The sequence below is a fragment of the Clostridioides difficile ATCC 9689 = DSM 1296 genome (assembly GCF_001077535.1).
Taxonomy (GTDB): Bacteria; Bacillota; Clostridia; order Peptostreptococcales; family Peptostreptococcaceae; genus Clostridioides; species Clostridioides difficile.
The window spans coordinates 1537465-1562573 of the sequence record NZ_CP011968.1 but is presented as its reverse complement, the minus strand read 5'-3'; the positions used below and the strand labels follow the sequence as shown (position 1 = coordinate 1562573).

Annotated in this window: 22 protein-coding genes and 1 riboswitch; of the genes, 8 read left to right on the top strand and 14 right to left on the bottom strand. The window is 25.8% G+C overall.

All coding sequences use genetic code 11. The annotated features are described in order from the left end of the window. Positions 1-178 precede the first annotated feature (178 nt). From CDIF1296T_RS07620 to CDIF1296T_RS07585, 8 genes are all read right to left on the bottom strand, one after another. The gene (locus CDIF1296T_RS07620) at positions 179-1045 is read right to left on the bottom strand and encodes a YitT family protein (protein ID WP_003429405.1); all 867 of its coding nucleotides are present in this window, start codon (positions 1043-1045) and stop codon (positions 179-181) included. A 519-nt stretch (positions 1046-1564) separates the two neighbouring features. Beyond that, positions 1565-2254, bottom strand: a complete 690-nt coding sequence (locus CDIF1296T_RS07615; protein WP_009889244.1) for an LrgB family protein — start codon at positions 2252-2254, stop codon at positions 1565-1567. Then, positions 2247-2618, bottom strand: coding sequence for a CidA/LrgA family protein (locus CDIF1296T_RS07610; RefSeq protein WP_003419862.1), 372 nt, complete (start codon positions 2616-2618; stop codon positions 2247-2249). Before CDIF1296T_RS07610 ends, CDIF1296T_RS07615 begins: the two co-directional genes overlap by 8 nt. Positions 2619-2799: 181 nt before the next feature. Beyond that, on the bottom strand, positions 2800-4197 hold the full coding sequence (locus CDIF1296T_RS07605) for a tetratricopeptide repeat protein (RefSeq protein WP_003438617.1): 1398 nt from the start codon (positions 4195-4197) through the stop codon (positions 2800-2802). A 130-nt stretch (positions 4198-4327) separates the two neighbouring features. Beyond that, a complete protein-coding gene (locus tag CDIF1296T_RS07600; RefSeq protein ID WP_003419857.1) occupies positions 4328-4921 on the bottom strand; it encodes a GAF domain-containing protein in 594 nt (197 codons plus the stop codon). Between the two features lie 64 nt (positions 4922-4985). Then, positions 4986-6455, bottom strand: coding sequence for a VanW family protein (locus CDIF1296T_RS07595; protein ID WP_009896350.1), 1470 nt, complete (start codon positions 6453-6455; stop codon positions 4986-4988). A 110-nt stretch (positions 6456-6565) separates the two neighbouring features. Further along, complete coding sequence (locus CDIF1296T_RS07590; protein ID WP_003438611.1) at positions 6566-7957, bottom strand: hypothetical protein; 1392 nt, start codon at positions 7955-7957, stop codon at positions 6566-6568. Positions 7958-8122: 165 nt separating this feature from the next. After that, positions 8123-8371 carry a hypothetical protein gene (locus tag CDIF1296T_RS07585; protein ID WP_003438608.1) on the bottom strand — a complete coding sequence of 83 codons (249 nt, stop codon included), beginning with the start codon at positions 8369-8371 and terminating at the stop codon, positions 8123-8125. Positions 8372-8636: 265 nt separating this feature from the next. Here CDIF1296T_RS07585 and CDIF1296T_RS07580 point away from each other — a divergent pair, with 265 nt between their 5' ends. Next, entirely contained in the window at positions 8637-10766 is a 2130-nt protein-coding gene (locus CDIF1296T_RS07580) for a peroxiredoxin (protein WP_009896346.1), read from the top strand. 241 nt (positions 10767-11007) lie between these two features. Here CDIF1296T_RS07580 and CDIF1296T_RS07575 read toward each other — a convergent pair whose 3' ends face one another. Then, positions 11008-11607, bottom strand: coding sequence for a ribonuclease H1 domain-containing protein (locus CDIF1296T_RS07575; RefSeq protein WP_009889235.1), 600 nt, complete (start codon positions 11605-11607; stop codon positions 11008-11010). 17 nt (positions 11608-11624) lie between these two features. After that, on the bottom strand, positions 11625-14744 hold the full coding sequence (locus CDIF1296T_RS07570) for a helicase C-terminal domain-containing protein (RefSeq protein WP_009896343.1): 3120 nt from the start codon (positions 14742-14744) through the stop codon (positions 11625-11627). Positions 14745-14964: 220 nt separating this feature from the next. Between CDIF1296T_RS07570 and pdaA the strand changes: the two genes are divergently transcribed. Then, the gene (gene pdaA / locus CDIF1296T_RS07565) at positions 14965-15789 is read left to right on the top strand and encodes a delta-lactam-biosynthetic de-N-acetylase (RefSeq protein ID WP_009896342.1); all 825 of its coding nucleotides are present in this window, start codon (positions 14965-14967) and stop codon (positions 15787-15789) included. Between the two features lie 96 nt (positions 15790-15885). On the opposite strand, the gene CDIF1296T_RS07560 is transcribed toward pdaA, so the two are convergent. Continuing rightward, positions 15886-16671 (bottom strand): GNAT family N-acetyltransferase, encoded by a 786-nt coding sequence (locus CDIF1296T_RS07560; RefSeq protein ID WP_009896340.1) that lies wholly within the window; start codon positions 16669-16671, stop codon positions 15886-15888. Positions 16672-16770: 99 nt separating this feature from the next. After that, complete coding sequence (locus CDIF1296T_RS19880) at positions 16771-16905, bottom strand: hypothetical protein (RefSeq protein WP_003429381.1); 135 nt, start codon at positions 16903-16905, stop codon at positions 16771-16773. 230 nt (positions 16906-17135) lie between these two features. Between CDIF1296T_RS19880 and CDIF1296T_RS07550 the strand changes: the two genes are divergently transcribed. The 4 genes from CDIF1296T_RS07550 to CDIF1296T_RS07535 all read left to right on the top strand — a co-directional run bounded on the left by CDIF1296T_RS07550 (position 17136) and on the right by CDIF1296T_RS07535 (position 19708). Then, a complete protein-coding gene (locus tag CDIF1296T_RS07550) occupies positions 17136-17501 on the top strand; it encodes a winged helix-turn-helix transcriptional regulator (RefSeq protein WP_003429379.1) in 366 nt (121 codons plus the stop codon). Positions 17502-17578: 77 nt separating this feature from the next. Further along, the gene (locus CDIF1296T_RS07545; RefSeq protein ID WP_009889225.1) at positions 17579-18133 is read left to right on the top strand and encodes a cysteine hydrolase family protein; all 555 of its coding nucleotides are present in this window, start codon (positions 17579-17581) and stop codon (positions 18131-18133) included. A gap of 219 nt (positions 18134-18352) precedes the next feature. Next, positions 18353-19027 carry an MgtC/SapB family protein gene (locus CDIF1296T_RS07540; RefSeq protein ID WP_003429376.1) on the top strand — a complete coding sequence of 225 codons (675 nt, stop codon included), beginning with the start codon at positions 18353-18355 and terminating at the stop codon, positions 19025-19027. Positions 19028-19381: 354 nt separating this feature from the next. Next, positions 19382-19478, top strand: a riboswitch (cyclic di-GMP riboswitch). A gap of 53 nt (positions 19479-19531) precedes the next feature. Then, the gene (locus tag CDIF1296T_RS07535; protein ID WP_003429374.1) at positions 19532-19708 is read left to right on the top strand and encodes a hypothetical protein; all 177 of its coding nucleotides are present in this window, start codon (positions 19532-19534) and stop codon (positions 19706-19708) included. Positions 19709-19894: 186 nt separating this feature from the next. Here CDIF1296T_RS07535 and CDIF1296T_RS07530 read toward each other — a convergent pair whose 3' ends face one another. Further along, positions 19895-20134, bottom strand: coding sequence for a hypothetical protein (locus tag CDIF1296T_RS07530; protein WP_003438585.1), 240 nt, complete (start codon positions 20132-20134; stop codon positions 19895-19897). A gap of 144 nt (positions 20135-20278) precedes the next feature. Next, positions 20279-21088 carry a MerR family transcriptional regulator gene (locus tag CDIF1296T_RS07525; protein ID WP_003429371.1) on the bottom strand — a complete coding sequence of 270 codons (810 nt, stop codon included), beginning with the start codon at positions 21086-21088 and terminating at the stop codon, positions 20279-20281. 783 nt (positions 21089-21871) lie between these two features. Here CDIF1296T_RS07525 and CDIF1296T_RS07520 point away from each other — a divergent pair. Both CDIF1296T_RS07520 and dccA read left to right on the top strand, forming a co-directional pair. Next, positions 21872-24106 carry an EAL domain-containing protein gene (locus CDIF1296T_RS07520; RefSeq protein WP_009896335.1) on the top strand — a complete coding sequence of 745 codons (2235 nt, stop codon included), beginning with the start codon at positions 21872-21874 and terminating at the stop codon, positions 24104-24106. A 30-nt stretch (positions 24107-24136) separates the two neighbouring features. Beyond that, positions 24137-24982: a c-di-GMP diguanylate cyclase DccA gene (dccA, locus tag CDIF1296T_RS07515; protein WP_009889222.1), complete on the top strand. Its 846-nt coding sequence runs from the start codon at positions 24137-24139 to the stop codon at positions 24980-24982. Positions 24983-25109 lie beyond the last annotated feature (127 nt).

The following is a 25109-nucleotide window of genomic DNA, read 5'->3' as shown; positions in this document are numbered from 1 at the left end:
AATAGTGGTCATGTTTTCTACATATTAAGTAATTTTTTCAATTTTAATTTTAAAATGATATCTTTTAAAGTGATACACAAATCATTAATAAAACCTTTATTTTCGTATACTAAATTTAAATAAGCTGAGAGATATAATATACAAATTTACATTATAAACTCCCAGCTTGTAAAATTTTCTATAAATCTTTTGCTTTAAACCCTCTTCCCTTTACTTCTGTAACATCATTTACAGATATAAAGGCCTTTTTATCATACTTCAAAGCTATATCTTTTATCTTTGGTATCTCATTTGATGAAACTATTGTATATATAATCTTCTTTTTTTGATGAGTGTATGCACCTTCTGCATCTAAAAAAGTTACACCTCTAACTAAACTCTTCATTATATCTTCTGCTATTAAATCGACTTCATTTGACATTACCATAACAGATTTTTGGTAATTCATTGCATCTTTAATAAAACTCATTGAATACGCATTTAGAAATAGACCTATAAGAGTGTATAATGCTAAATCCAACCCAAATAAAAAACTTCCTGTAAGTACTATCAAGCCATTTATTGCTAAAGCAGTGTCTTTCATTTCTATATTCTTCTTAATTTTTAGTATTGCAGCTATTATATCTGTACCACCTTGAGAAGACCTAGTTCTAAATACAACTCCGACTCCTAAACCAGATAATATACCACCATATACACTTTGAAGCAATATATCATGTATAGGTATAATATTACTTATTTCCTGAGTTGCTCCTAATAATAATGAAAATACAATCATATTTACCAAACTTGAAATACAAAACTCTTTTTCAAGGTATATGAACCCTAAGATAAATATTGGAATATTGATTAAAAATGTTAATAAACCTACATTTATATTTGTCAAATAGTTTATAGATGTTGCTATACCTGTAGCACCTCCACTAAGTAGATGTGCTGGTCTTAAGAACCCATTTATTCCTATAGATGTCATCAACATCCCAAATAGCATTGTTGAATATCTTAAAACTGGATGTTTTTGTAGGGTATTCTTAACTTCACTCATTTCTTTCTCCCTTCAATCTTTCTAAATCTTTAGAATTTTAAAAGCTTACTCTTACATATATTATTCCTGATGTAATAGATAATATTTCAAATAAATTTTTTTTATAATTTCTTGAACTGTCATCTATTACATCATCTATTATATTATCTTTTTCATATATGTCTAGTGCAATCTTTTATATTCTAATCTTTAAAAACGTTCAAATCATCTCATTTATGCCTTAAATGAAACTTTTTCTAGCATAATATGATACTGCTTATTATTTAACTTGCAATATAGTAAATTTATAGTATTTTTTTCTAAATATCTATTTTCGCAGTAATTTATTTTATTTTAGCAAATTCAAGTTTAGTAATTGTCTCTTTATAATTAATTCCTAAATGAAATTTTTCTTTTTATAATTTCAGTACATGATTTTTTTATTTCATTATTTGCATTTTTTTCGTTCAGTTTTTATTTTAAATTTTTTTTATTTTATTTTGTTTTAAGTATTCAAGGTACTCGTCTTAATTTTATTTTTTATATAAAATTCATTATAATTGGAATTAGTATTACTGTAATTGTACCAGAGACTCCAATAGAAACACCACTCATAGCTCCTTCTATTTCTCCAAGTTCAAAAGCCTTTGTAGTTCCTAAAGCATGTGCAGATGTTCCAAGAGCAATTCCTTTAGCAACTGGATGATTTATATTCCCCAGTTTGAATACTGTAGAAGCAACCATACCACCAAAAATACCTGTAAAAATTATGGCTACAACTGTTATTGATTCTATACCATTTAAAGAATTTGCTAAAGATATTCCCATTGGTGTTGTTATAGATTTTGGAATTAGTGAATTTATTATACTTACATCTGAATTAGCTATTTTGCCAATTATCAATACAGATACAAAAGAAATCACTATACCACAACCTATTCCTACAATAATCTCAAACATATGCTTTTTAAATAATTCAAATTGTTTATAAAGTGGAACTGCAAGTACTACTGTGACAGGACCTAAAAAGAAATTTAGACTATCAGCTCCTATCTTGTAATTCTCATAAGGGATTTTAGATATGCTTAAAAACAATATTATTCCTACGATTGCAATTAATAAAGGGTTACATATAGGATTACTTGTTTTTCGTTGAATGTATCTTCCTAAATTGAAAAAAACTATTGTTACTATTATACCAAATACTGGTGTCTGTAATACATTATACATTTTTTTGTCCTTCTTCCTTCTTTTTTATCATTTTCTCCACAATAATTCCAGTAGTATACATTACTATTAGTGTACTTAAACATATGACTAATAAAAGCACTAATACATTTTCCCTTATTAGGTCTAATGACTTTATAAGTGATACACCTGCTGGAATAAAAAATATAGCCATATTATCGAGGAAAAATCCACTTACATTTTCTATACTACTCAAGTCTAAAACTTTAAATTGTAGTAGTAGAAATAATAATAGCATACCAACTATACTCCCAGGAATAAGTATAATTCCTTGTATAAAGGAACTTATATACTCTCCTATTACCCAGATAGATAAAATTATTACTAATTGATTGAAAACTTTCATTTTCCACCTCCAAAAATTAAAGAGATTGCTTCAAATCATATATTTGTAGTTTTATCAACAAGCAAATATCTTTCTTTAAAATAGAAAGTTATAATTTGACACAATCTCTTTTTAAATTTATTTTTATTTTAATTTAATAAAATACATACTTGGTTGTTTCAAAAAACTTAACTATATAAACCTATTTTTCACTTAAAATTTCTTTTATTTTTGAATTGTTATACATACTGTCTGGAACTTCACTTCTCAAACTATAAAAAGTCTGTTGTGCATTTTTTAAATCGCCATTATCATAATAAAGCATACCCAACTCGTAATATGAATCATCATAATACTGGTCATTTTTAGTATAAGTATTTATATATTTTTTGTAATATTTTATAGCTTCATCCTTATTTCCTAATAATTTATTTGTTATTGCTAATTGATATATTGACTCAGAAATATATTTTTTAGTTTTACCAGAAGAAACTACACTTTTAAAATTATCTATGGCTTTTTCATATTCTTTGTTTTTCTTTAAATTTAGAGCTTGATAATATAAATCTTCCTCATCAGCTACAGTTATCTCTCTTTCTGGTTCTTTATTTTTAACCTCATTTAATTCCTTATTCGTTTTTTCTAATTTTTTACTCGTTTCTCCTAACTTTTTATCAGTTTCACTTAACTTTTCCTCTTTACTACTTATTTGGTTATTCAAGTTTTCTATTCTCTTTTTGCTTTGAATCAAATATATCCCCATACCTATTAAAACACAGCCAACTATAATATATGGCAAAATACTTTTCTTTCTTTTTACTTTTTTTATTTCTTCCTTTTTACTTGTATCTTCTTTTTCTTCTTCATTTTTTTCAAATACAGGATTATCTTTATCTAGCTCTTTAAGTTTGTCTAAATATCCTTCTCTCTTTTTTACATTACCTAGTTTATCATATAACAAAGATAAAATTACATATGGCTCTATTAGTTCAGGTTCTTCTTCAATTATGTTCTCTAAAATATGTATTGACTCATAATTTAATTCTTCATTTATAAATCTTATAGAATGATTGTATCTTCCTAAAAAAGTTTTAAAATCTTCAGATGAAATTAGATTTACATATTTTCTAGATATATGATTATTTTCATAACATAAAGCAGTATAAAAACTCTCAAATGATTTAGCAAAATCACATTTTAATAATTTTAAAAGACCTCTAAGATTTAGTATATCAATGTCTTTAGGATTTATCTCCAGAGCTTTATTAACCATATTAATGGCACTAGTTATATAATTTTTATATGCTAAATCCAATGCATTGTTATATCTTTTATATGATTCTAATTTTAACTCCTTAGACGTTGTATCTGACTTTGAATTTAAAGCTCCTTGCAAGTTTAATAGAGTTTCTTCTTTATAATTTGTAGTCACATAACTCTGTTTTAATGCTTTTAATGTTTCATCACCGTCTTCTTCTTCTATATTAAAAAAAGTCAAATCACTTTTATTATCTTCTATCAAAGATATATCTAAAATTTTTCTAGGCATGCTTTCTATGTCTTGTTTTATATCTTTAACTAAAATAATACTCACCTCCACTCTAAAATATATATTTAAGATAACATATTTAATATGTCAAGTCAAAACTATACATATTTTTCCACCATTCTCATAATAAAAAAGGTAATCCTCTTCTTTTCATAAAAAGGTTACCTCTTTTTCAATACTATTAACTTTTAATGTTGAATTTTTTTACTTTTCTATAGAGTGTAGCTATACCTATATTTAATGCCTCAGCTACTTTTTTCATACCTTCTGTATTACTTCCATATTTCTTTATGGCATTTTCTATAGCTTCCCTCTCAAGGTCATCTATAGTCTTAACTTCTTGTTTATAAAGTTCATCTAGTTTAAAAGATATTAAATCAGACATACTCCTTACAAAAGCAGTTAACTCCTTATCTTTTGAAAGTATCTTTTCTTTTTGTTCTTCATTAAACGCAGCTATACCCAAGATTCCAAGTATATGCTCTCCCATTTTAACGGGAGTACATATATCAGCTAACTCTTTACAATTTTCTCTATTTGCACATTTATTACAGTTCTCTTCTATTTCTTTATTTATAACATAGGATTTCCCATCTTTTAAAACAAGAGAGTACACTGACTTCTCTGATATTGTCTCTCCTATTTTACCTCTGAATATTCCTGTACCTGCTATCCTAGTTAAATCTTTTGTAACTAAAGTAACATCTACATCCAAGACATTAGAAATATTCTCGCAAATACTTTGAACGTAATTCGTTATATTATTTAAATTCAAAGTAATCCCTCCTATTTAGATTTATATTTTTTATTACTCTACATAAATCCTATTCTTGAGAACTTTAAGCTTGCGGTTGTGGTTGTGTCTCATTAGGCTTATTATCAGTTGGTGGTGTTTCTGGTTTTTGTTGATTATTTGGATTTTGATTGTTTGTATTTTGATTATTCTTATTTTCGTCTGTATTTGGTTTTTCCTCTGGTTTTGGTTCCATAGTCCCAACTAATATAATACCTTCCTTCTTAGGATAATATGAATTAGCTATTTTTTCAGTTTTAATTTTTTTACCATTTGCATCATTAAATGTTCTATATGTTGATACAGAATATGCATTTCTTCCACTTTTGTCTACTTTTTCTTTACCTTTAGGCATTGTAGGGTCATTAACTCTTTTCATTGTAGTTTGTGAAACGCCATCTAATTTTGTTGATATTGTTATATTTTGTTTATCTTCTGCACTTCCATATATATTGCAAACAATTTGATTTCCTGAAACGTAATTTTTTATGTAAACTGGATGCTTTAGATTATTTTTAAATAAGAAATCTATTCCACTATCTGCAACAGTTGCATCTCTTCCTTTTGGAACATAACTTGACGGTATAGTATGATTTTTTACATTAACAATTTCTAAACCTGCGTATAACACAGAATTGTATAACGTAGATGAAACTTGACAAACTCCTCCACCATAATCTTCTTCCATCTCACCTTCCATTATTACAGGTGCACTTTTATATCCATTTTCCTTACTTCTTTTCCCTGTATGTTTATTAAATGAGAAAGTTTCTCCTGGCATAAGTAATACATTACTTATATTATCTGTTGCTAATTTTATGTTTATACTTCTATTTATTTGAGAAGTTTTAAATGTTGTTGAATACGTACCTAAATTTGTATCTATATTAGCAAGTTGCTCTTTTTTTACTTTTGCTGGAGTAGCTTTTACTACTAACTCATTTTTATAGTTACCTTTTTTAGTTTGATTATCAAAATTCTCCATACTCTTAGAAATATCCATTTTAAGACCATCAGAATCTGGTATAACCTTGACTTTTTCACCACTTATATCAAGTGTAGCATCTTTTACATCTACATCTATTTCTTTAGCTATCTTTTCCATTTCTGCTTTTAATTTATTTTTATCATAATTTATCACAACTACTAAGTTGCTTTTTTTGCCAAAATTTGCTGAAATAGTTTTTGATAGATTGCCAAAGAAAGCACTCTTTCTATTTAAATTATATGCGTTTTCTACTGTTTTATCCAGGTCAGTAGATAAATTTAAATCTTTGCTCTTTACTTTCCAACTTTTATCATTGTAATTAAAATCAACATTCTCTAATTTGTATTTTTTAGCTAATTCCTGTTTTGCTTGTGATTTAGTTAATTTTCCAATATTTACTCCATTAACATATGTGTTTTTTGCTATTTTCTCCCCTTTAAATTGCATGCACATTATGCCTATAAAAATTATTACTACTAATGCTACAGCTCCAATAGCTATAACTAGCTTTTTGTTCACATTACTCATCCCATACTTCTCCTTACAATAAAATTATTTATATATCCCTATTATTATATTACTACATAATGCGCCTTAAAACCCCAAAAACTTTTTAATTATATATTAATTTAATATTATTAATATTCATTTAGTCCATTTTCTGATATGGCATATATTTTTTCATTGTAAATATTAATAGCATAAACTTCTTTGCCTCTAAATAAGCCTTTATTTACTACAGCATAATAATAAATATTTTTATATTTTCCAAACAATTCTTCTAAACTCTTTTTACTTTTTACATATCTATCTGCTTTCTCTATATCTAATATCTCAATCTTTTTATACTTATTTTCTTTTTCATCGAGAGTATTAGTTAACACAAACTTAGCTTTATCTTTTGTAATGCCAAATTGATAACTTCCATCTTCTAATATTCTAAAGTATCCATCACCATAATCTACTTTGTAATCTTTTTTACCATCTTTATATGAATATAAATCTTTAGTTTTTGCACTTACCAAAACTTCATTTATTAATTTATCATACTCATATACTTCAGCATAATAGTATTTATTATTTTTTATCATTTGTGGAAGTGAATTTATAGATAGATTTGCCTTGTCTTTGCCACTTTTTTTAGCTATTACATTTATAATGTCATCAGATGTTAAAGTATACAATGATAAATTCTTTTTATATTTTTTTTCTAAACTCTGTACCTTTTCATCATCTGAATAATCGTCTTTTAAATACTCAATATATTGTAATGCTCTTTCATAATCTCCAGAAGTATTTGCCTCTTCAGCTCTACTTATATAGTAATCATACATTTCTTCAATACATTGTTCTTTCCCATTTTGAGCCATACTGTAATACTTTTCATCTTCTTTTAATACTTTATTATACTTTTCAATAGCTTCATAATACTTATATGCTTTTTGGTCTTTTACTGCTGAGTCATAAACATCTCTAGACTCTTTGATTGTTTCTATATTCTGTTTGTATACATCTAGGTTACTACCCATACCATTTAATATTGAAACAGTACTTATGTAGTTAATGGCAATATCATAAGTAGTATTTTCTTCTTTATACATTTCTCTAACTCTATCAGCTTGAGCTAATAAGTCATCCACATCTATACTTATTTTGTTTAATTCTTTCACGGTATTTATTAATCCAATAAAACTTTCTTGACTTATGTCTCCATCTAAATATTTATCACCACTATTTAATAGCAATTTATTTATTTTTTTAGAAACAGACTTATTAAACCTTTCCATTTTTGAATCAGAAAACTTTTTTTCTATACTTGTGTAGTAATCAACAGCTATAGAATACTGTCTTTTCTCTATAATCTTTAACAACTCATTAGCTTCATTTCCTACACTAAACTCGTTACTACTTAAGAAAAATACTATTATCAAAGCAATTACACCTAATGTTGATAATGAAATCGCAACTATAGATTTCCTTTTTTCATCAATAAAATCTACAGCCTTCTCAAATAAATCTCTAAAATTCATTATAGTTCCCTCTCCATTTAATAATCTTTATATTTTATGGTAAACTAAATTTCTTATTGGTTATTATATCATAATTCTTGAAAAAAAATAAAAACACAAGTTAAATCGTGTTTTTATTTTACCTATCAATCATTATTTTATACATAAATATTTCCTTTACATAAATTATGATATCTTTCTTTTTATATCCCTAGAATGACTCTTTTGTTTTTTATTATTACTGACAGTTTTCGTTCTTGTCTTGTGTATAGCTTTGCTATCAAATATTTTTCTAGCATTGCATAAAACAATTCCAATTGTTAAACAAACTGTAAGCACACTTCCCATCAAAAAGTAATAATCCAATCCTATATGTACTCCCATAACTGAATTTATTAACACTAATGCAAAAGTCATTGCAAAACATATCATCATGGAGATAACTAAAATTCTTAGAATTTTTTTCAATCCACTCACCTCGTATAATCACTAAAATTGACACTACCCCTTATCCATTACTATACCAAATTAGTAAAAAAATAGCAATTACTATTGTCATTTATATTAGGAAAATATTAAATCTTTTTAATAAATATCTTTTTTTGACATAAGGATTACTTAACTTTTAATAAAATAGTAACACTAATATGTATTAATTAATAGAATAAAATAAATGATAATTTATTGAGGGGTGATTTACATGCCAAATTTGCCAAGTTTAGGGTCAAAGGCTCCTGATTTTAAAGCCAATACAACAAATGGTCCTATTAGACTCTCTGACTATAAGGGTAATTGGATTGTTTTATTTTCACATCCTGGTGATTTTACACCAGTTTGTACTACAGAATTTTTATGTTTTGCTAAATATTATGACGAATTTAAAAAAAGAAATACAGAACTAATTGGTCTAAGTGTTGATAGTAACAGTTCACATTTAGCTTGGATGTATAATATTTCTTTACTTACAGGTGTAGAAATTCCATTTCCTATTATAGAAGATAGAGATATGAGAATTGCCAAGTTATACGGCATGATATCAAAACCAATGAGTGATACATCAACTGTTCGCTCTGTATTTATTATAGATAATAATCAAATTCTAAGAACGATTCTTTATTATCCACTAACTACAGGAAGAAATATTCCAGAAATACTTAGAATAGTAGATGCACTTCAGACTAGTGATAGAGATAATATAGTTACTCCTGCAAACTGGTTTCCTGGAATGCCAGTGATTTTACCTTATCCTAAAAACTATAAGGAATTAAAAAATAGAGTTAACAGTTGTAATAAGAAATATTCATGTATGGACTGGTACTTATGTTTTGTACCAGATAATTATAATGATGAAGAAGTGAGCAAGAAAATTGATAATACTTGTAGCTGGAAAAAAGAACATACTAAAAACATTGAAAATGAATGTAACTGTGAACATGAACATCATGACTACCTGAACAAAGCTCTTGATTGTAAACAAGAACACAAGACTGATATTAAAGATGATTGCAACCATGAGAAAAAACATACTAAAAATACTAACAAAGTTCACAACTCCAAACAAGATAAGTTTAAAGATAAGTCTTGTGATGAAATGAATTTTAACTATGATAAAGATGAATCTTGCGACAAAATAAATTCTAGCTATGATAAAGAAGATAGTAGTTATGAAGATTTCTATAAACATAATTATAAAAACTACGATTATACTAGCGAAAAAAATACTAAAAAAATAGCTATGAAAACTTTAAAAGATTCAAAAAAATTAGTTAGACCACAAATAACAGACCCATACAATCCAATAGTTGAAAATGCAAACTGTCCAGATATAAATCCAATTGTAGCAGAATATGTTCTTGGAAATCCAACTAATGTAGATGCTCAACTATTAGATGCAGTTATATTTGCTTTTGCTGAGATAGACCAGTCTGGAAATTTGTTTATTCCTTATCCTAGATTTTTAAATCAATTACTTGCTCTTAAAGGTGAAAAACCTAGCTTAAAAGTAATTGTAGCTATTGGAGGTTGGGGAGCTGAAGGATTCTCTGATGCAGCATTAACACCTACATCTAGATATAATTTTGCAAGACAGGTCAATCAGATGATAAATGAATATGCTTTAGATGGAATAGATATAGACTGGGAATATCCTGGAAGTAGTGCATCTGGAATAACATCAAGACCTCAAGATAGAGAAAACTTTACACTCTTACTAACTGCCATAAGAGATGTTATAGGAGATGATAAATGGCTTAGTGTAGCTGGAACAGGAGATAGAGGATATATAAATTCAAGTGCTGAAATAGATAAAATAGCTCCTATAATAGATTATTTTAATCTTATGAGTTATGATTTTACAGCAGGTGAAACAGGCCCAAATGGTAGAAAACATCAAGCAAATCTTTTTGATTCAGACTTATCTTTGCCAGGATATAGTGTTGATGCAATGGTAAGAAATCTTGAGAATGCTGGAATGCCTTCTGAAAAAATCCTTCTTGGTATACCATTTTATGGAAGATTAGGTGCTACTATAACAAGAACTTATGATGAGCTTAGAAGGGATTATATAAATAAAAATGGATATGAATATAGATTTGATAATACTGCTCAAGTTCCATATTTAGTTAAGGATGGAGATTTTGCAATGTCATATGATGATGCTTTATCAATATTCTTAAAAACTCAATATGTTCTTAGAAATTGTCTAGGTGGTGTATTCTCATGGACATCAACTTATGACCAAGCAAATATACTGGCTAGAACCATGTCTATTGGTATAAATGACCCTGAAGTATTAAAAGAAGAACTTGAAGGTATTTATGGGCAATTCTAATAGAATGTAGGAAAATTTTATAGTTATATAAAAAGCAGATTTTATTATATTAAATAAGTTGTATCTAATTAATACTATTATTAATTGTTTATAAATTAGATACTTATTTTTTCATAATACAATCTGCTTTTTTAATCAAAATTTATTTAATTATAAGTTGTTTAATTACAAGTTGTTTAATTATAAAGTAGGAATTTAGATATACTCTTATACCATGTAATTATGTATAAATATTTTTTTATTATACACCAATAGCTTTTTTAGCTAATTTATCAGCTTCCTCATTATACTTATTTCCAGAATGAGCTTTAACCTTTGTAAATTTTACATTAAGCTTATTCTTAATACTGTCATAGAAATTTTTATATGCTATAGTTCCTTCTTTATTTGTTTTCCAAACTCCAGTACACCACTTTTCAATCCCTTCATAGTCAAAGTATAAAATCAAGTTTTGAACATTATTGTCAATACAGTACTGCATTGCAATTTTAGAAGCCTCTATCTCTCCAGCTACATTTCTCATACTTACTAAAGTTTTCTCTTTTCCTTTTTCACTATAAGTTTTTATAACTTCATTATTTTTTAAAATCACAACACCCGAACCATACATTTTTACTGAATGTTCATAACTTCCATCTACATATGCTTCTATAAACTCCTTATCTTCTTGAAAACTCAATTTTTCTGACCCATCAATATATTCTTTAGCTTCTTGAAAAGTAGAAAAACTCTTATATTCAGCTCCTGAGAATCCATTTACTTGTTTTTTGCACTCATCCCATGTATTATATACACCTATATTTTTACCTTTTTTCACAGCATAAAACTTTTGTTTTGCCAAATATATCACTCCCACTCTTAATTTTTATCTTCTTCTCTCATAAATATATCTAAATTTATAAGATAGTTTCTATCAAAATATTTTACTTTCATATCTTTTTTTATAATATCAATATGGTACACTTCTCCTTTTACAGCTCTTTGTCTTATATTTTCATTTATATCTTTTTTTATAATATCCTTATCAACATCATTGTTATCCATTTTAGCATCAACATTCAACGCTTTTATAGTATCAAATATAACAGATTTTAGTATTAAACTTCTAGATTTATTTAAATGTCGCCTTATATAAGTATAAAACTCATTGCTATTAACCTTTGAAATTTTACAATCGTGTAAATCTTTCTCTAATCTCTTTAAAACACTTATATTAGTTCCTACATCAAAAATCACAAAACATCCATAGTCATATTTGCTTCTTAAAATTCTCCCCATAGCTTGCTTTACCTTTATGGTCATTTGAGGATAATTTATAGTATAGTAGTCTATACCATACTTCTTCATTATAGTAAAATACAAAGGGTCTTTTGGATTTAGATTCGGAAGCTTGTCTAAAGTTACACAAACCAAACCATCCCCTGGAATGTCTACGCCTTCAAAACATCCTTTTGAGCCAAGTACTACACATTTTCTATTTAAATCATTAAGGTGTCTAATGCCCTTTTTATCAGCATAAATTTCTAAGTTAAAACTATGTAAGTATTTTTTCAATATTTCATAAGTTTTTTCTTGTCTATCTTTACTATTAAAAAGAGCTAATGTATGACCTTCTGTAATCTTTGATATATTAGATATAATTTTACTCATCTCATTTGGAAATTCAGAATTTCTGTACTCACAAATATCAGAAAATCCAACTACAGAGACTCTATTTTTATAATCAAAAATTGGTTCTATAATCTTTTCCACATTCTTAACTCTGTCTATTCCTAATGTATTTTTAAAATAAGACATACTTTCAGATAAACTCAAAGTTGCTGATAAAAATATTCCTTTTTCTAATTGAGATAAAATATTTTCTTCAAATAAATCTGCTATTTTTAATGGCACTACTCGAAATTCAAAGTCATTATAATTCTTATCAATTTCAACTATCCTTGCATAATCATCCTTTTCATCATACTCTAAAAAGATTTCAAATATAATCTTTATATCCTCTAAATCTCTTGTCTTTGCCTTTCCAAATTTATATATATCTGCTTCTTTATCTATACTATCATCATCAATATTCCTATAAATTATTATTATTATTGAAACTAAATTTTTTATTATTTTCTCACAACTCAACTTTATCTTTTCACTATAGGCTCTATAACTTATTTCAGTATCTATACCACCCTTTTTTAGTTTTCCCACAATTTCATCTATTTGCAAATTCAGTTCCCATCTTAAATTATAATTACTTACATTATTATATTCATTACAATTACCAAAATTTAATATTGAATCTATCTCTTCAATAATGAGATTTATGCTTCTAGCAATTTTTTGTTTATCTTCTCTTCCAATTTTTAATACATTATAAAATTTATCAAAAGCCTTTATTTTTCTCATATTTCTACTATATTTTTTATATATAAAGCTACTATTTTGAATAAACTCGTAAGGATAAATTTCTTGTAATAAATACCTTAAAGACTTTGAATTTATAATGCTTGAAAAGAAATCATATCCTTTTTCAGTCAAATTATGTGCTTCATCTACTATTATATTTTCTAAAGGTTTTTCATCCTTATACGGCCATTTAGCTAATAGTGAATGATTTACTACTGTTATATGTTCTTCTTTTAATTCTTCTATTCTGTTTTTATATAAACAATCTTTTTTGCATTTTTTAGGTCTGCACATATTTGGGTCACAACTTACATTTCTTAAGTGAGTACTTATTTCCTTGAAGTTGTCAAACACTAAATAATTTATTTCTTCTATATCTCCATACTTGCCACCTTCAACTAATCTCTTCAAAAATATTAAAGATAAAATTTCTCCTTTAGTAGGGTTTTGAGACTCATAATCATCTATATATGCTTCCAGTCTATCTATACAAATATAGTTATTTTTTCCCTTTATATATCCGTAACTTACTTTTCCATTTAGACCCAAAGAATCTAACACATTTGGAATATCTTTATTTATTAATTGTATCTGCAATTCCTTTGTGTCAGTAGAAATTAATAATCTTTTTTTATTAATTCTAGCCTCTAATATTGCAGGCAATAAATATCCTACACTTTTACCTATACCAGTTGGTGCCTCTATACATGCAATTTTTTCTTCATCTTCGCTATTTCTAAACAACTCTCTTATTGTTTTAGTAAGCTCATATTGACCAGGTCTATATTCATATGTAAATCCTTCTTTATTCTCCCAAATAGTTTTGTATTTTAATAATTCTTCATAATTTTTTTCTTCTTCATTTAAAATTTTTAAGGTTTCTCTTTCCTTCTTCTTTTCTTCTTTTGAGTCAAATATATTATATTCTTTTTTTATATTTATATTATTTGATAAATCATAATTTGCCTCTTCTAAAAATTTGCTCCATTCCCATGTTGGAAGATTAAATTTTTTAAGATATGAATTTATTTTAAAACTCAATGGCTCCAAAGTAGTTTTTTCATAGTTATTAAATTTTACTAAAAGGCAATTTACTATATTTATTATATCAATAGCATCTGATAAAGCTCTATTTTCCACTTTAGAATTACAATTTGTTAAAGTATTTTTTAAGTATTCTAAGCTATAATCTTTATGATATGGTTCTAAAATAACTGCTAATTCAATTAAATCAATAAATTTGTTTTTTAACTTTGGCATATGATACTCAAAAAACTTTTTTTTCAGACTTAAATCATGACATATAATGAAACTATCTTCTACAAAATTTACAAGTCTATCTTCCACCAGTTCTATTTCATTAGCTATTTCTAAATCATTTTTATCTAAATTTTTACATACTGAGAATACTTCTATAGGTACCTCAAATTTGTTTTTTATTAATGATTCATAGGTATGTATTTTCCAGTCTTTAACCTTGACAGCTCCAACTTCTAAAATTTCTGAATTTAAACAATCTAATCCACTAACTTCTATATCTAAAAAAACAACATCATTCAATACACTTATTATATTATCCATTTTTATATCCCTTCAAGTTAAACCAGCCTAACTTATTTACAATCATTTCTCTTTATATTTTATCATTTATATACACTTTATTTAAGATAATTAATATCAACTTTATATCTTACAGTAAACTTCTTTCATTTATTATTTGTATATGTGAATATTTTTAACTATAAATATTCAAACTATATTATAAGAAATATATTTTAAATTTTAAATAAGAGGTGAAATTGTGAAAAAAGATAGCCTAAAAAAATACATTATGATAGGAGCATTTGCTCTAGTACTTTTTGGAATTGCTAGTATAAATTTTAAATCATTAGATAAAACAAAAACTCAAATTTCTAGTCCAACACTCGACACACATGAATATGATTGGTATTTTAACCCTAGGGAGGATGGTAAACAGCCATCACCTATAAAAGAAGCTGATTTTTTTAAAAAATACGGAGCTTATTATGTAGGAAATCCCAATGAAAAAGTTATATATCTATCATTTGATGCTGGATATGAAAGTGGAAACACTCCAAAATTATTAGATACGCTTAAAAAACACAATGCTAAAGCTCAATTTTTCGTAGTTGAAAGTTATATAAAAAGCAATCCAGAGTTAATAAAGCGTATGGAAAAAGAAGGACATTTAGTTTGTAATCATTCAAAAAGCCATCCATCAATGGCAGGTATTACAGATTTTGAAAAATTCAAAGAAGAAATTACAAGTGTAGAAAAAGCATACAAAGATGTTACTGGAAAAGAAATGCCTAAGTATTTTAGACCTCCAATGGGTAAATTTAGCGAACAATCTTTAAAATATACACAAGATTTAGGATATAAATCAATATTTTGGAGTTTTGCTTATGTAGATTGGTATGAAAAGAAACAACCTACTCATGAATTTGCCAAAAACAAAATTTATTCAAGAACTCATCCTGGTGCAATAGTTTTACTGCATCCAAATTCATCAACAAATACTGAGATATTAGATGAGGTTCTTACACATTGGGAAAAAGAAGGTTATAAACTTAAAACACTTGATTATTTAAATAATAAAAAATAGTATCATAAATTTAAAAAAACTCTATCATGAATTATAGTAAAAATATAGTTATTTATAAATACTTTAATTCTCGATAGAGTTTTTTATTTTTTATAGCTATTTAAAAAGAATTGTCCATTCATTTATCTCTTTGTATCCTATATTATGATATATTTTACCTGCTACATCATTATTATAAAAAAGACATGGAACTTTTCCTTCCAACAATAATTCTTTACTCAAATTGTAAACCATATAACTTGCAAGTCCTTTTCCCCTATATCTTTTATCTGTACTTACAGAGACCACCATTGCCAAAAAACTAGTTTCCATACCAGTTGACACAGTGCTAATCATAGTATCATCATTTCTAATAAAATATGCTCTTACATTTCCCTCTTTTAAATGTTCTTTCCTTTCTTCTATGTAATTTTTACTTACTTTATAGTCTGACCTATTTAAAAGTTTTCCTATTTCATCAATATCTTTTTCCTGAGCATTTTCTATTTTATACTCCTTCATGTTGGAAAAATCTATTTCTTTTATTTCTTTTAATACACAAAATTTATTATCTAGTTTTTCATAAAAATCTTTGTATTTACTTATTAGTCTATCTATTACACATTTTTTTCCACTTATGCTTTCTACATCTAAATCTTTTATATGATTCTTCATTTCTCCTATATTAAAATTATTTTTAAAACTATAAATTATAAGTGTTGACTTATTTTTTAATATTATAGAGGTTATATTTCCATCTTCTACCTGAGACCATATATCTTGATATTGAGAGCTAAATCCATAATTCTCAACGTATCCAATTATGAATAAATTTAGACTTTCTTCATGTGATACATATTGCCAAAATTCTTTTTCTAAAGTATTATCTATTTTTACAATCAAGCAGATATCCTCCTTCTATGTTAATAATGATATACCTTATAATTTATAGTATCATTTAAAATCATTATATTCTACCAAATATTCTAAATTTTTAAATATCTATGCAATATGTTCGTATTTATTTTTATATTCTGTTACTGCTTCACTCCAAGCTTCTTCTACTGAAATCCCCCTCTTATTTGCAATTTTTTGTGCTAATTCTATTATTTTCATAGCTTTTCTTGATATATTCATATATATTCCTCCTCTAAATTATCATAAGTTATTTTAAAGTTAAATTTCTATAGTCATGTTATATATTTATTTACTTATATCTTACTAATTATTTATGTACTAAATATGAACTACAATAGAAGAAATTTAGAACTTAATAAAACATAAAATTTATATACAGTTCATATATATTTGTCATATCACAAGACAAGTGATATAATTTATTATCATTTTACTGGGGGTGATATGCTATGAAAATAAGAGCTGAATATACATGTCCTCTTGAAATTGTACATGACATAATCAAAGGAAAATGGAAAACTATCCTTATATTTGAATTAAGACAATCTAATAAAACATTTTCTGAATTGCAACATAATATTTATGGAATAAATCAAAAAATGTTGATTCAACAATTAAAAGAGTTACGTGATTTTGGGATTATTGATAAAATAAGTTCTGCTGGATATCCATTACATGTTGAATATTTTCTTACTAATCGTGGTAAAAAAATGTTAAAAGCAGTGGAAATAATGCAAGAAATAGGAATCGAATATATGCTTGAACATGGTCAACAAGAAATTCTAGATAATAAAGGAATTTGCTACAATAAGTAATCCTATACATACCAAAAAGTAAGTAATTTACATTTTTTACAATAGTATTATAATAAAAATAAATAGGAGGTATAATCATGTCTATAGCTTTAATATTGATTGATATTCAAAATGATTATTTTAAAAATGGAAAATGTGAATTATTTCAATCAGAAGAAACTGCTGAAAATGCTAAAAAAATACTACTGTTTTTTAGAAAAAACAATTTACCAGTTATTCATATACAGCATATATCAACAGATAAAACAGCTTCTTTTTTTCTTCCTAATACTCATGGTTCAGAAATAAATAAAATTGTTTTTCCACTAGATAATGAAGAAATTATAATTAAACACACACCAGATAGTTTCTTTGAAACAGATTTGCAAAGTATCCTTGAGAAAAAAAATATTACTAATCTAGTAATCTGTGGAATGATGAGCCATATGTGTATTGATACAAGTGTAAGAACAGCAAAGAAACTTCGATACGACATAACTCTAATAAGCGATGCATGTACAACGAAGAATTTATCTTGGAATAATATAGAAATTAATGCAAATACTGTACATCAAGTATTCATGGCATCACTACAGAACAGTTTTGCAGATGTAAAAAACACAGATAAATTTTTATCTAACTATCACAAATAAAAACATACACTATGTTAAAAGAGCAAGTTTGATTTATTTAAGCTTGCTCTTTAATCATTTAAAATTAGATGCTTTCTATCATTTTTATATACATAATATACGTTTATACATTTTATATTCATATATAACTATTATATAAATTTTAAACTTTACTATATTCACATAAAAAATGTAGTATTATAGTATATATAATATTATATAGAAGGGGGTGCTAGATAAATGAACCATCATATATTGATTCAATTTGAATATATAGCAAGAATCATTACTGCTGGTTTCTGTGGGGCTTTAATTGGATATGAGAGAAAGAATAGACTAAAAGAAGCTGGAATACGCACTCATTTTATAGTGGCATTAGCTTCAGCACTTATAATCATTGTTTCCAAGTATGGATTTAATGATATAGTGGGTACTCCAGGTATTGGTCTAGACCCAGCCCGCGTTGCAGCACAAGTTGTCAGTGGTATAGGTTTTTTAGGTGCTGGATTAATATTTATTAGAAATCAATCAGTAAGTGGTCTTACTACAGCTGCTGGTATATGGGCAACAGCCGGTACAGGTCTTGCCATTGGCTCTGGATTATACTTAGTTGGTATTGTTTCAAGTATCATTATTGTTATTGTACAGATAACACTTCATAGAGATAGGAAATGGATGAAACTCCCTACAGCAGAGCAAGTTTCTCTTAAAATTTCTAACAGCACTGATTCCATAGAATATATTGAAGGTAAATTTAAAAAATCTAATATTGAAATTATAAACATGAATATTAAACGCCTTGATGGGGATTGGTTAGAAGTAGTTATATATACTAAGTTACCTAAAGGATATAAAAAAACAAATTTATTAAAATTATTTAGCGATAATCCTCTTATAGAAACTTTAGAAATATAATATAAAAATTGAAGCTTAAAAATAATAATATATTTAATCAAGGTCAATATATAAATAATTACGGGATGAGTCTATATAAAATTCATCCCTTGTTTTTTGCCATTCATATATATTTTTTCAAGATATTTTTGTTCATCTATTATCTAGCCAAGTAACCCTTGTGAACTAAACTTTTTAATATAAAAACTTCAATACAAAACTAAATATAATTTTTATTAAACATTCTATACATATAGTTTGTTTCTTGAGTGAAAAATAGATTTCATATTGTTAAGATATTGTTAAATATTTCAATTTTCTGACAAGTATGTTGAACAATAACTTATCCTAGTGTATTATTTTAGTTGTAGAATAAAACTAAATCGGCAAAACTAGAGAAATTTAGTGACGCAAAGCTATAGGGACTAACGCTTATAAAATAAACTATGAGTTATGTCAGCCAGTTGCCAAAAAGATATTGTTCTTTTTGTTTTATGAAAGTTTTTTAGGGGGATAGTAATATATATGTTTAGAGATGAAATGGATAAATGTACACACATGTTAACTGCTTATATTAGTAGTTTATATGATTATTGTGATTTTATAGATACACAGCTAGATGATTTTATACTAGAGTACGGAGAAAATGTAGTAGAATCTTGTTTACATCAAGTGATGGTATTGGTAAGTAAGTATAATTAAATAGAAATTGTTTTCTAGAGAACCCTTTTTAGTTTTATCTACATTTAAAAATGTTATTATATTAAAAAACTAATCTCCCCTATATGCAAAGTTTCTTCCATACAACAATTTCTTCCCATTTATACTTTTTCACTTGTATCTTTAATAAAATTCAACTTCAAATATTAATATACTTCAAAAATTATTCTATTTCTTATCTTTACACCAATTCCTATCAGTATTATCCTTTATATAGGTTCTAACTATTTCTCCACAATCTAAACATAAATCTGAATATATAGTAGATTGTACTGGAAAAGTTTTATTTATAACTTTATCTAATTTTCCATCTCCTCTATATTTTAATCCAATAGTTTCAGCATATATGCCACCAGTTGTTAAAATTCCCTTTTCAATATTTACACTTCCACAATTAGAACATTTCACATTTATAACCCCCTAAACAATTATTTTTTCATGCTATCTTATAATTTAAAATATAATTTGCTACCGATTTTATAACACAGTGACAAATCGGTGGCAAATCAACATTTTTTCATTCTATTTACCATCTAATCCATTGAAATATAGCTATTTAGTTATAGGAACTTGAATTTCCGTTACAAACTCCTCTACAATTCCAGTCTCATGTATATCTATCTTGTAGATTTCTATAGGGTCAGCAATTATCTTATAATTGTTTTCTTCTATAAATTTAAACACCTTCTCCATATACATCTTATTATTAGAATTACTCCCAGTATAATTTAAAGTTACATAATATCCTTCATCAAAAACTATATTATATACTTTCTCATTACTTTCCAGAAAACAAAATACAGATTTAAACTCATTAAATATACCTTTATTAATTGCTTCAGTAGAAAAGGCAGAACCAATATTGTTATTTCCAAGTATATTAAATCTATCTTCATATTCTTTCTGAAGTTTTTGAATTAAAAAATCGAAGTCTTCATCCCTCTTTATATCAGCATTTAATTCTAAAGCTTTTCTTTTTTCTATATATACAACCTCTATCTCATCTATTTTTGTATTTTGAATTACACTTTCAATTGAACTCAATCTTTTTATAATATTTTCCTTATGGCTTATAAATTCAGCTATTTTTTTATCAATTAAATCGAGTTCTTCATTTAAAATATTTTTCGTAGACTCTATACTTCTGTCATCTAGGTATTCTTTTATTTTCTTCATTGGAAAGTTCAAGCTTCTAAATTCTTTTATTAAATTTAATTTCCATATATCTGATATATTATACATTCTATATCCATTTATATCTCTAACTGGTCTTAGAATGCCTATTTCTTCATAATACATTAATGAATCTCTACCTATTCCATATATTTTAGATATCTCTCCTATTTTATAGTAATCTTTCATTTATATAATAAACTCCTCCGAAATCTTATTTTTATTTTAAATCAACATTATTACTCTATAATACTATAGTATTAGAATATACTAAAAAAATCCTTAAAACAAGGATAGGAAAATAAACATCCTAATAATTAATTATTAAAATATTTTTATATTGTAATATTAGGTATAGTATTTATAACTTCAACTTTTTTATAAATATATTTTAGTTTTATATAGTTTTATGTTTACAGCTATTATATCCATCTCTATGTAATATTTTTCATATTAAAACTGATTTCTATAGATTAATAGTTTATAAATTTAGTAAATGAATATTTATTATAGTCTTTAACAAAAAATACAAGAATAAACTTAATTTTAATAACTAAAATTAATTATGCAAAATTATTAATATGGTATTAAATTATGTATAAAAAGTTAATTATGAATAAAATAATTATGCCTTTGAAAAATCATTAAACTTAAAATTAATTATAAAAAAACTCTACCTTACTAACTATACAGCTCACAATCTATCTATTTATGAAAAAATATGATATAATTGCATTCAAAAAGGAAATCTTTCAATATACTAGAATTTAAGCATTAACTAATTTTATCTAATATTATTACTAAACTAAAAAATATTTGTATTTGTAGCATTGGAGCAAGTAACTTAATGTATATTCATTTTAAATACTTATTTAAAATTTAGCATTTAAATTATTTACAAATTAACATTTAAATACTTCTAGCATAAATACAGTTGTCATCAAAATTTAAAGTATCTTATGGAGGAATACCATGCAAAATCATAATTATATAAAAATGTTAAATAAAAAGGTAGAAGTATTATCTAAGGAATTAGATAGTAGAAATTTTAAATTAAAAACCTTAAATGAAATAGATTTTTTTTCTAAAATACCAAACAGAGAATTTATGTACCAACATATTGATGACTGTATTTCGAAAAATATACATATAGGAATCATGTTATTAAATATCGATAACTTTAAATTATTTAATGATATATATGGATATCTAGTCGGAGAAAATTTATTAATTACTCTAACTCAAAACCTATTGCACTTTATTCCAGAATCAAAGGGAATAGTCGCTTATTTAAAAGGAGAAGGTTTTTTAATTGTACTTCCAAATGTATCAAATAAAGAGTTAAATAATATGGGTGCAACTATTATAGAGAGCGCCCGAGAATTAAAAATAAAACTTCCTAATGAAAAAGAAATATACTCCAATGTTACATTTAGTATCGGCAGCACTATCTGGAATGGTGAACCAAACATGACTACTTTGATGCTTTTCAACCAAGTATATAGTGCTTTAAAAAAGGCTAAAAGTGAAGGCAAAAATAGATACATTCTATTTGATTTTAAAGATAATAGTTTTTACAATAAATTAGAAAATGATAAGGAGTTCTTATCAGAAATATCACATGTTCTACAAACTAAACAAATTGAAGTATTTTACCAACCACTTTATAATATAAAAAATAATACTATAGTTGGATGTGAGGCACTTGCAAGATGGAGACACCCTATTAAAGGACTTCTTACTCCAGATAAATTTATTCCTTTATTTGAACAGTTTGGTCTGATAACGGAATTAGATTTGCATTTATTTGAAGAGAACTGTAAAAATATAAGAAGATGGATTGATAACAATGATGTTTTTGTTCCAATTTGTTGTAACTTTTCTCGTCTTCATTTTTTTAACCCTAATTTTCCAAGTATGCTAAAAGGTATTACTGAAAAGTACAGCGTCTCTACATCAAATTTTAGCATTGAAATAACAGAAAATATATTAATAGAAAATACAAATACAATTATTCAACAACTAGCTGAACTTCGTTCTTATGGTTTTTCTGTATCAATGGACGATTTTGGTTCTGGATATTCATCTTTTGGTATGTTGCAAAATCTACCTTTTGATATAATCAAAATTGATAGGATATTTTTATCTCATAATTTAAATGATTTTAAAAATACAACCATTTTGTACTCTATAATAAACATTGCAAGAGCTCTTGGGATGCTTACAGTATGTGAAGGTGTTGAAACAGAACAACATGTAGAATTTATTAAAAGTATAAATTGCGATATCGCCCAAGGTTATTATTATGCAAAACCCATGGAGTGCAAAGAATTTGAAAAATTACTATCTAAAGAGAATAATTCAAAGAAAATGTTTATAAAATATTCTGATATAGGAAAATCTTTAATAGAGAAGATATTTGATGGATTTTTTATTATGCAAGATATGAAAAAACTAAGAGCTAATGTCACTGAAGACATTCAATGGTTTGATTTTTACAACAAAACTGAAATTACATCTTTTCCTAAAGTAATAGAACATTTTGAAAAACATATTAAAGGTAAAAAATTTTCTATTCTTTACAAAAGTATAACCCCACATAATACTGAATCAGATTCATTATTAATTAGTGGAGAAGCCGTTTTATCAGATGAAGCTTCTGAACATCAAAAATATAGCAATTTCTACTTTAGTGCAAATTGTATAATTTCAGAAAATAAATTACTCTTAGCAAAATTACATTTGGATTTAATTAAAACTGCTGGCTATATAAATGAATTTGAATCATATTCAATACCTAAAATGACAAATACACATCTTGATGAAAGTAATATTTTATCACAATTTTATTCAATGTTGCCTGTAGGTATAATTCGCTACGATTTATTTGGTGATATGATTATTACTTATATGAATGAAGAAATGTTTGATATTATAGGTTATACAAAAGAACAGTTTTTTGGTGAGATGGGCGGAAATTTAAGAGCAATTGTTCATCCAGATGATTTAGACTTTGTTTATAAAAAAAGTTTGGATATGATTGACACAAATAAAATTGAACCATTTTTATATAGATTCATAAAACGAGATGGTCAAATTGTCACAGTTATGTATACACAATGTAACCTTTCTGCAATTGATGGAAGGTCGATTGCCCAGGGTATGTATGTAGATGTAAATAAAATAAAAAATTTAACAAAAATCTAGTACAAAGTATTTTATTTTGGAGAAATTAATATGTTTAAAGAAATTTTTTTAAGAACTTTTCCAGGATTTCTAATTATAAGAGATTCTAACTACAGAATTATATTTATAAATGATAATTTAAAAAATTTAATTAAAAGTTATATGCAAGATAATCCACTTGGAATGACTAATATAGAAATAGCTAAGAAACTCCCTGATAATATTGCTAAATTTTTTACGGATTCTCACAATATTCAATTAGATTGGGAAAAAAATTATCCTTATGATAAAATTTCAAATTGGATTTTAGAGTTTAAAAAAGATACTACAAGCTATTGGAATGTTTTAGAATATAAAGTAGATGTTGATGAAAAAACCTACATAATTACTATGGCCAATGATATAACAAAACTCTATGAAGAAAATAAGAGAAATCTTCACTACTCAATTACTGACCCATTAACTGGAGCATATAATAGAAAATATTTAAATGATAGATTTGACATATTTATAGGAGATTATATTGTACTAATTGACTTAGATAATTTCAAAATGATAAATGACTATGAAGGTCATAATGTAGGAGACAAGATTTTATGTGATTTTGTTTCACTTTTAAATAAAGAATTAATAAATTCTACTTCTATTATAAGATTAGGAGGAGATGAATTTATTGTTATATTCTCTAGTGATGTTGACAAAAATTATGTTTATTCACAGCTAGAAGCCTTAAGAGAAAATTTTTTAAAAGTATTCTCTAAGTATAAGTATCTTTCATTTAGTTATGGTGTTGATACAGTAAAAAGAAATTTAAAATTGACAATAGTTGAATTGGATAAAAAAATGTATAAAAACAAGGAGAAAAACAAGAAAAAATTTGATAAAAATGATTATTAATATTGTTATTTTAAAATAAATTAAAATTATCTTTCTTTTTTTAAACTTGTACATTAGTTTATAAATATGTATCTATACAAGATATTGACATTAAGTACTGAAGCATATATTGTTTCAGTTCTTTTTT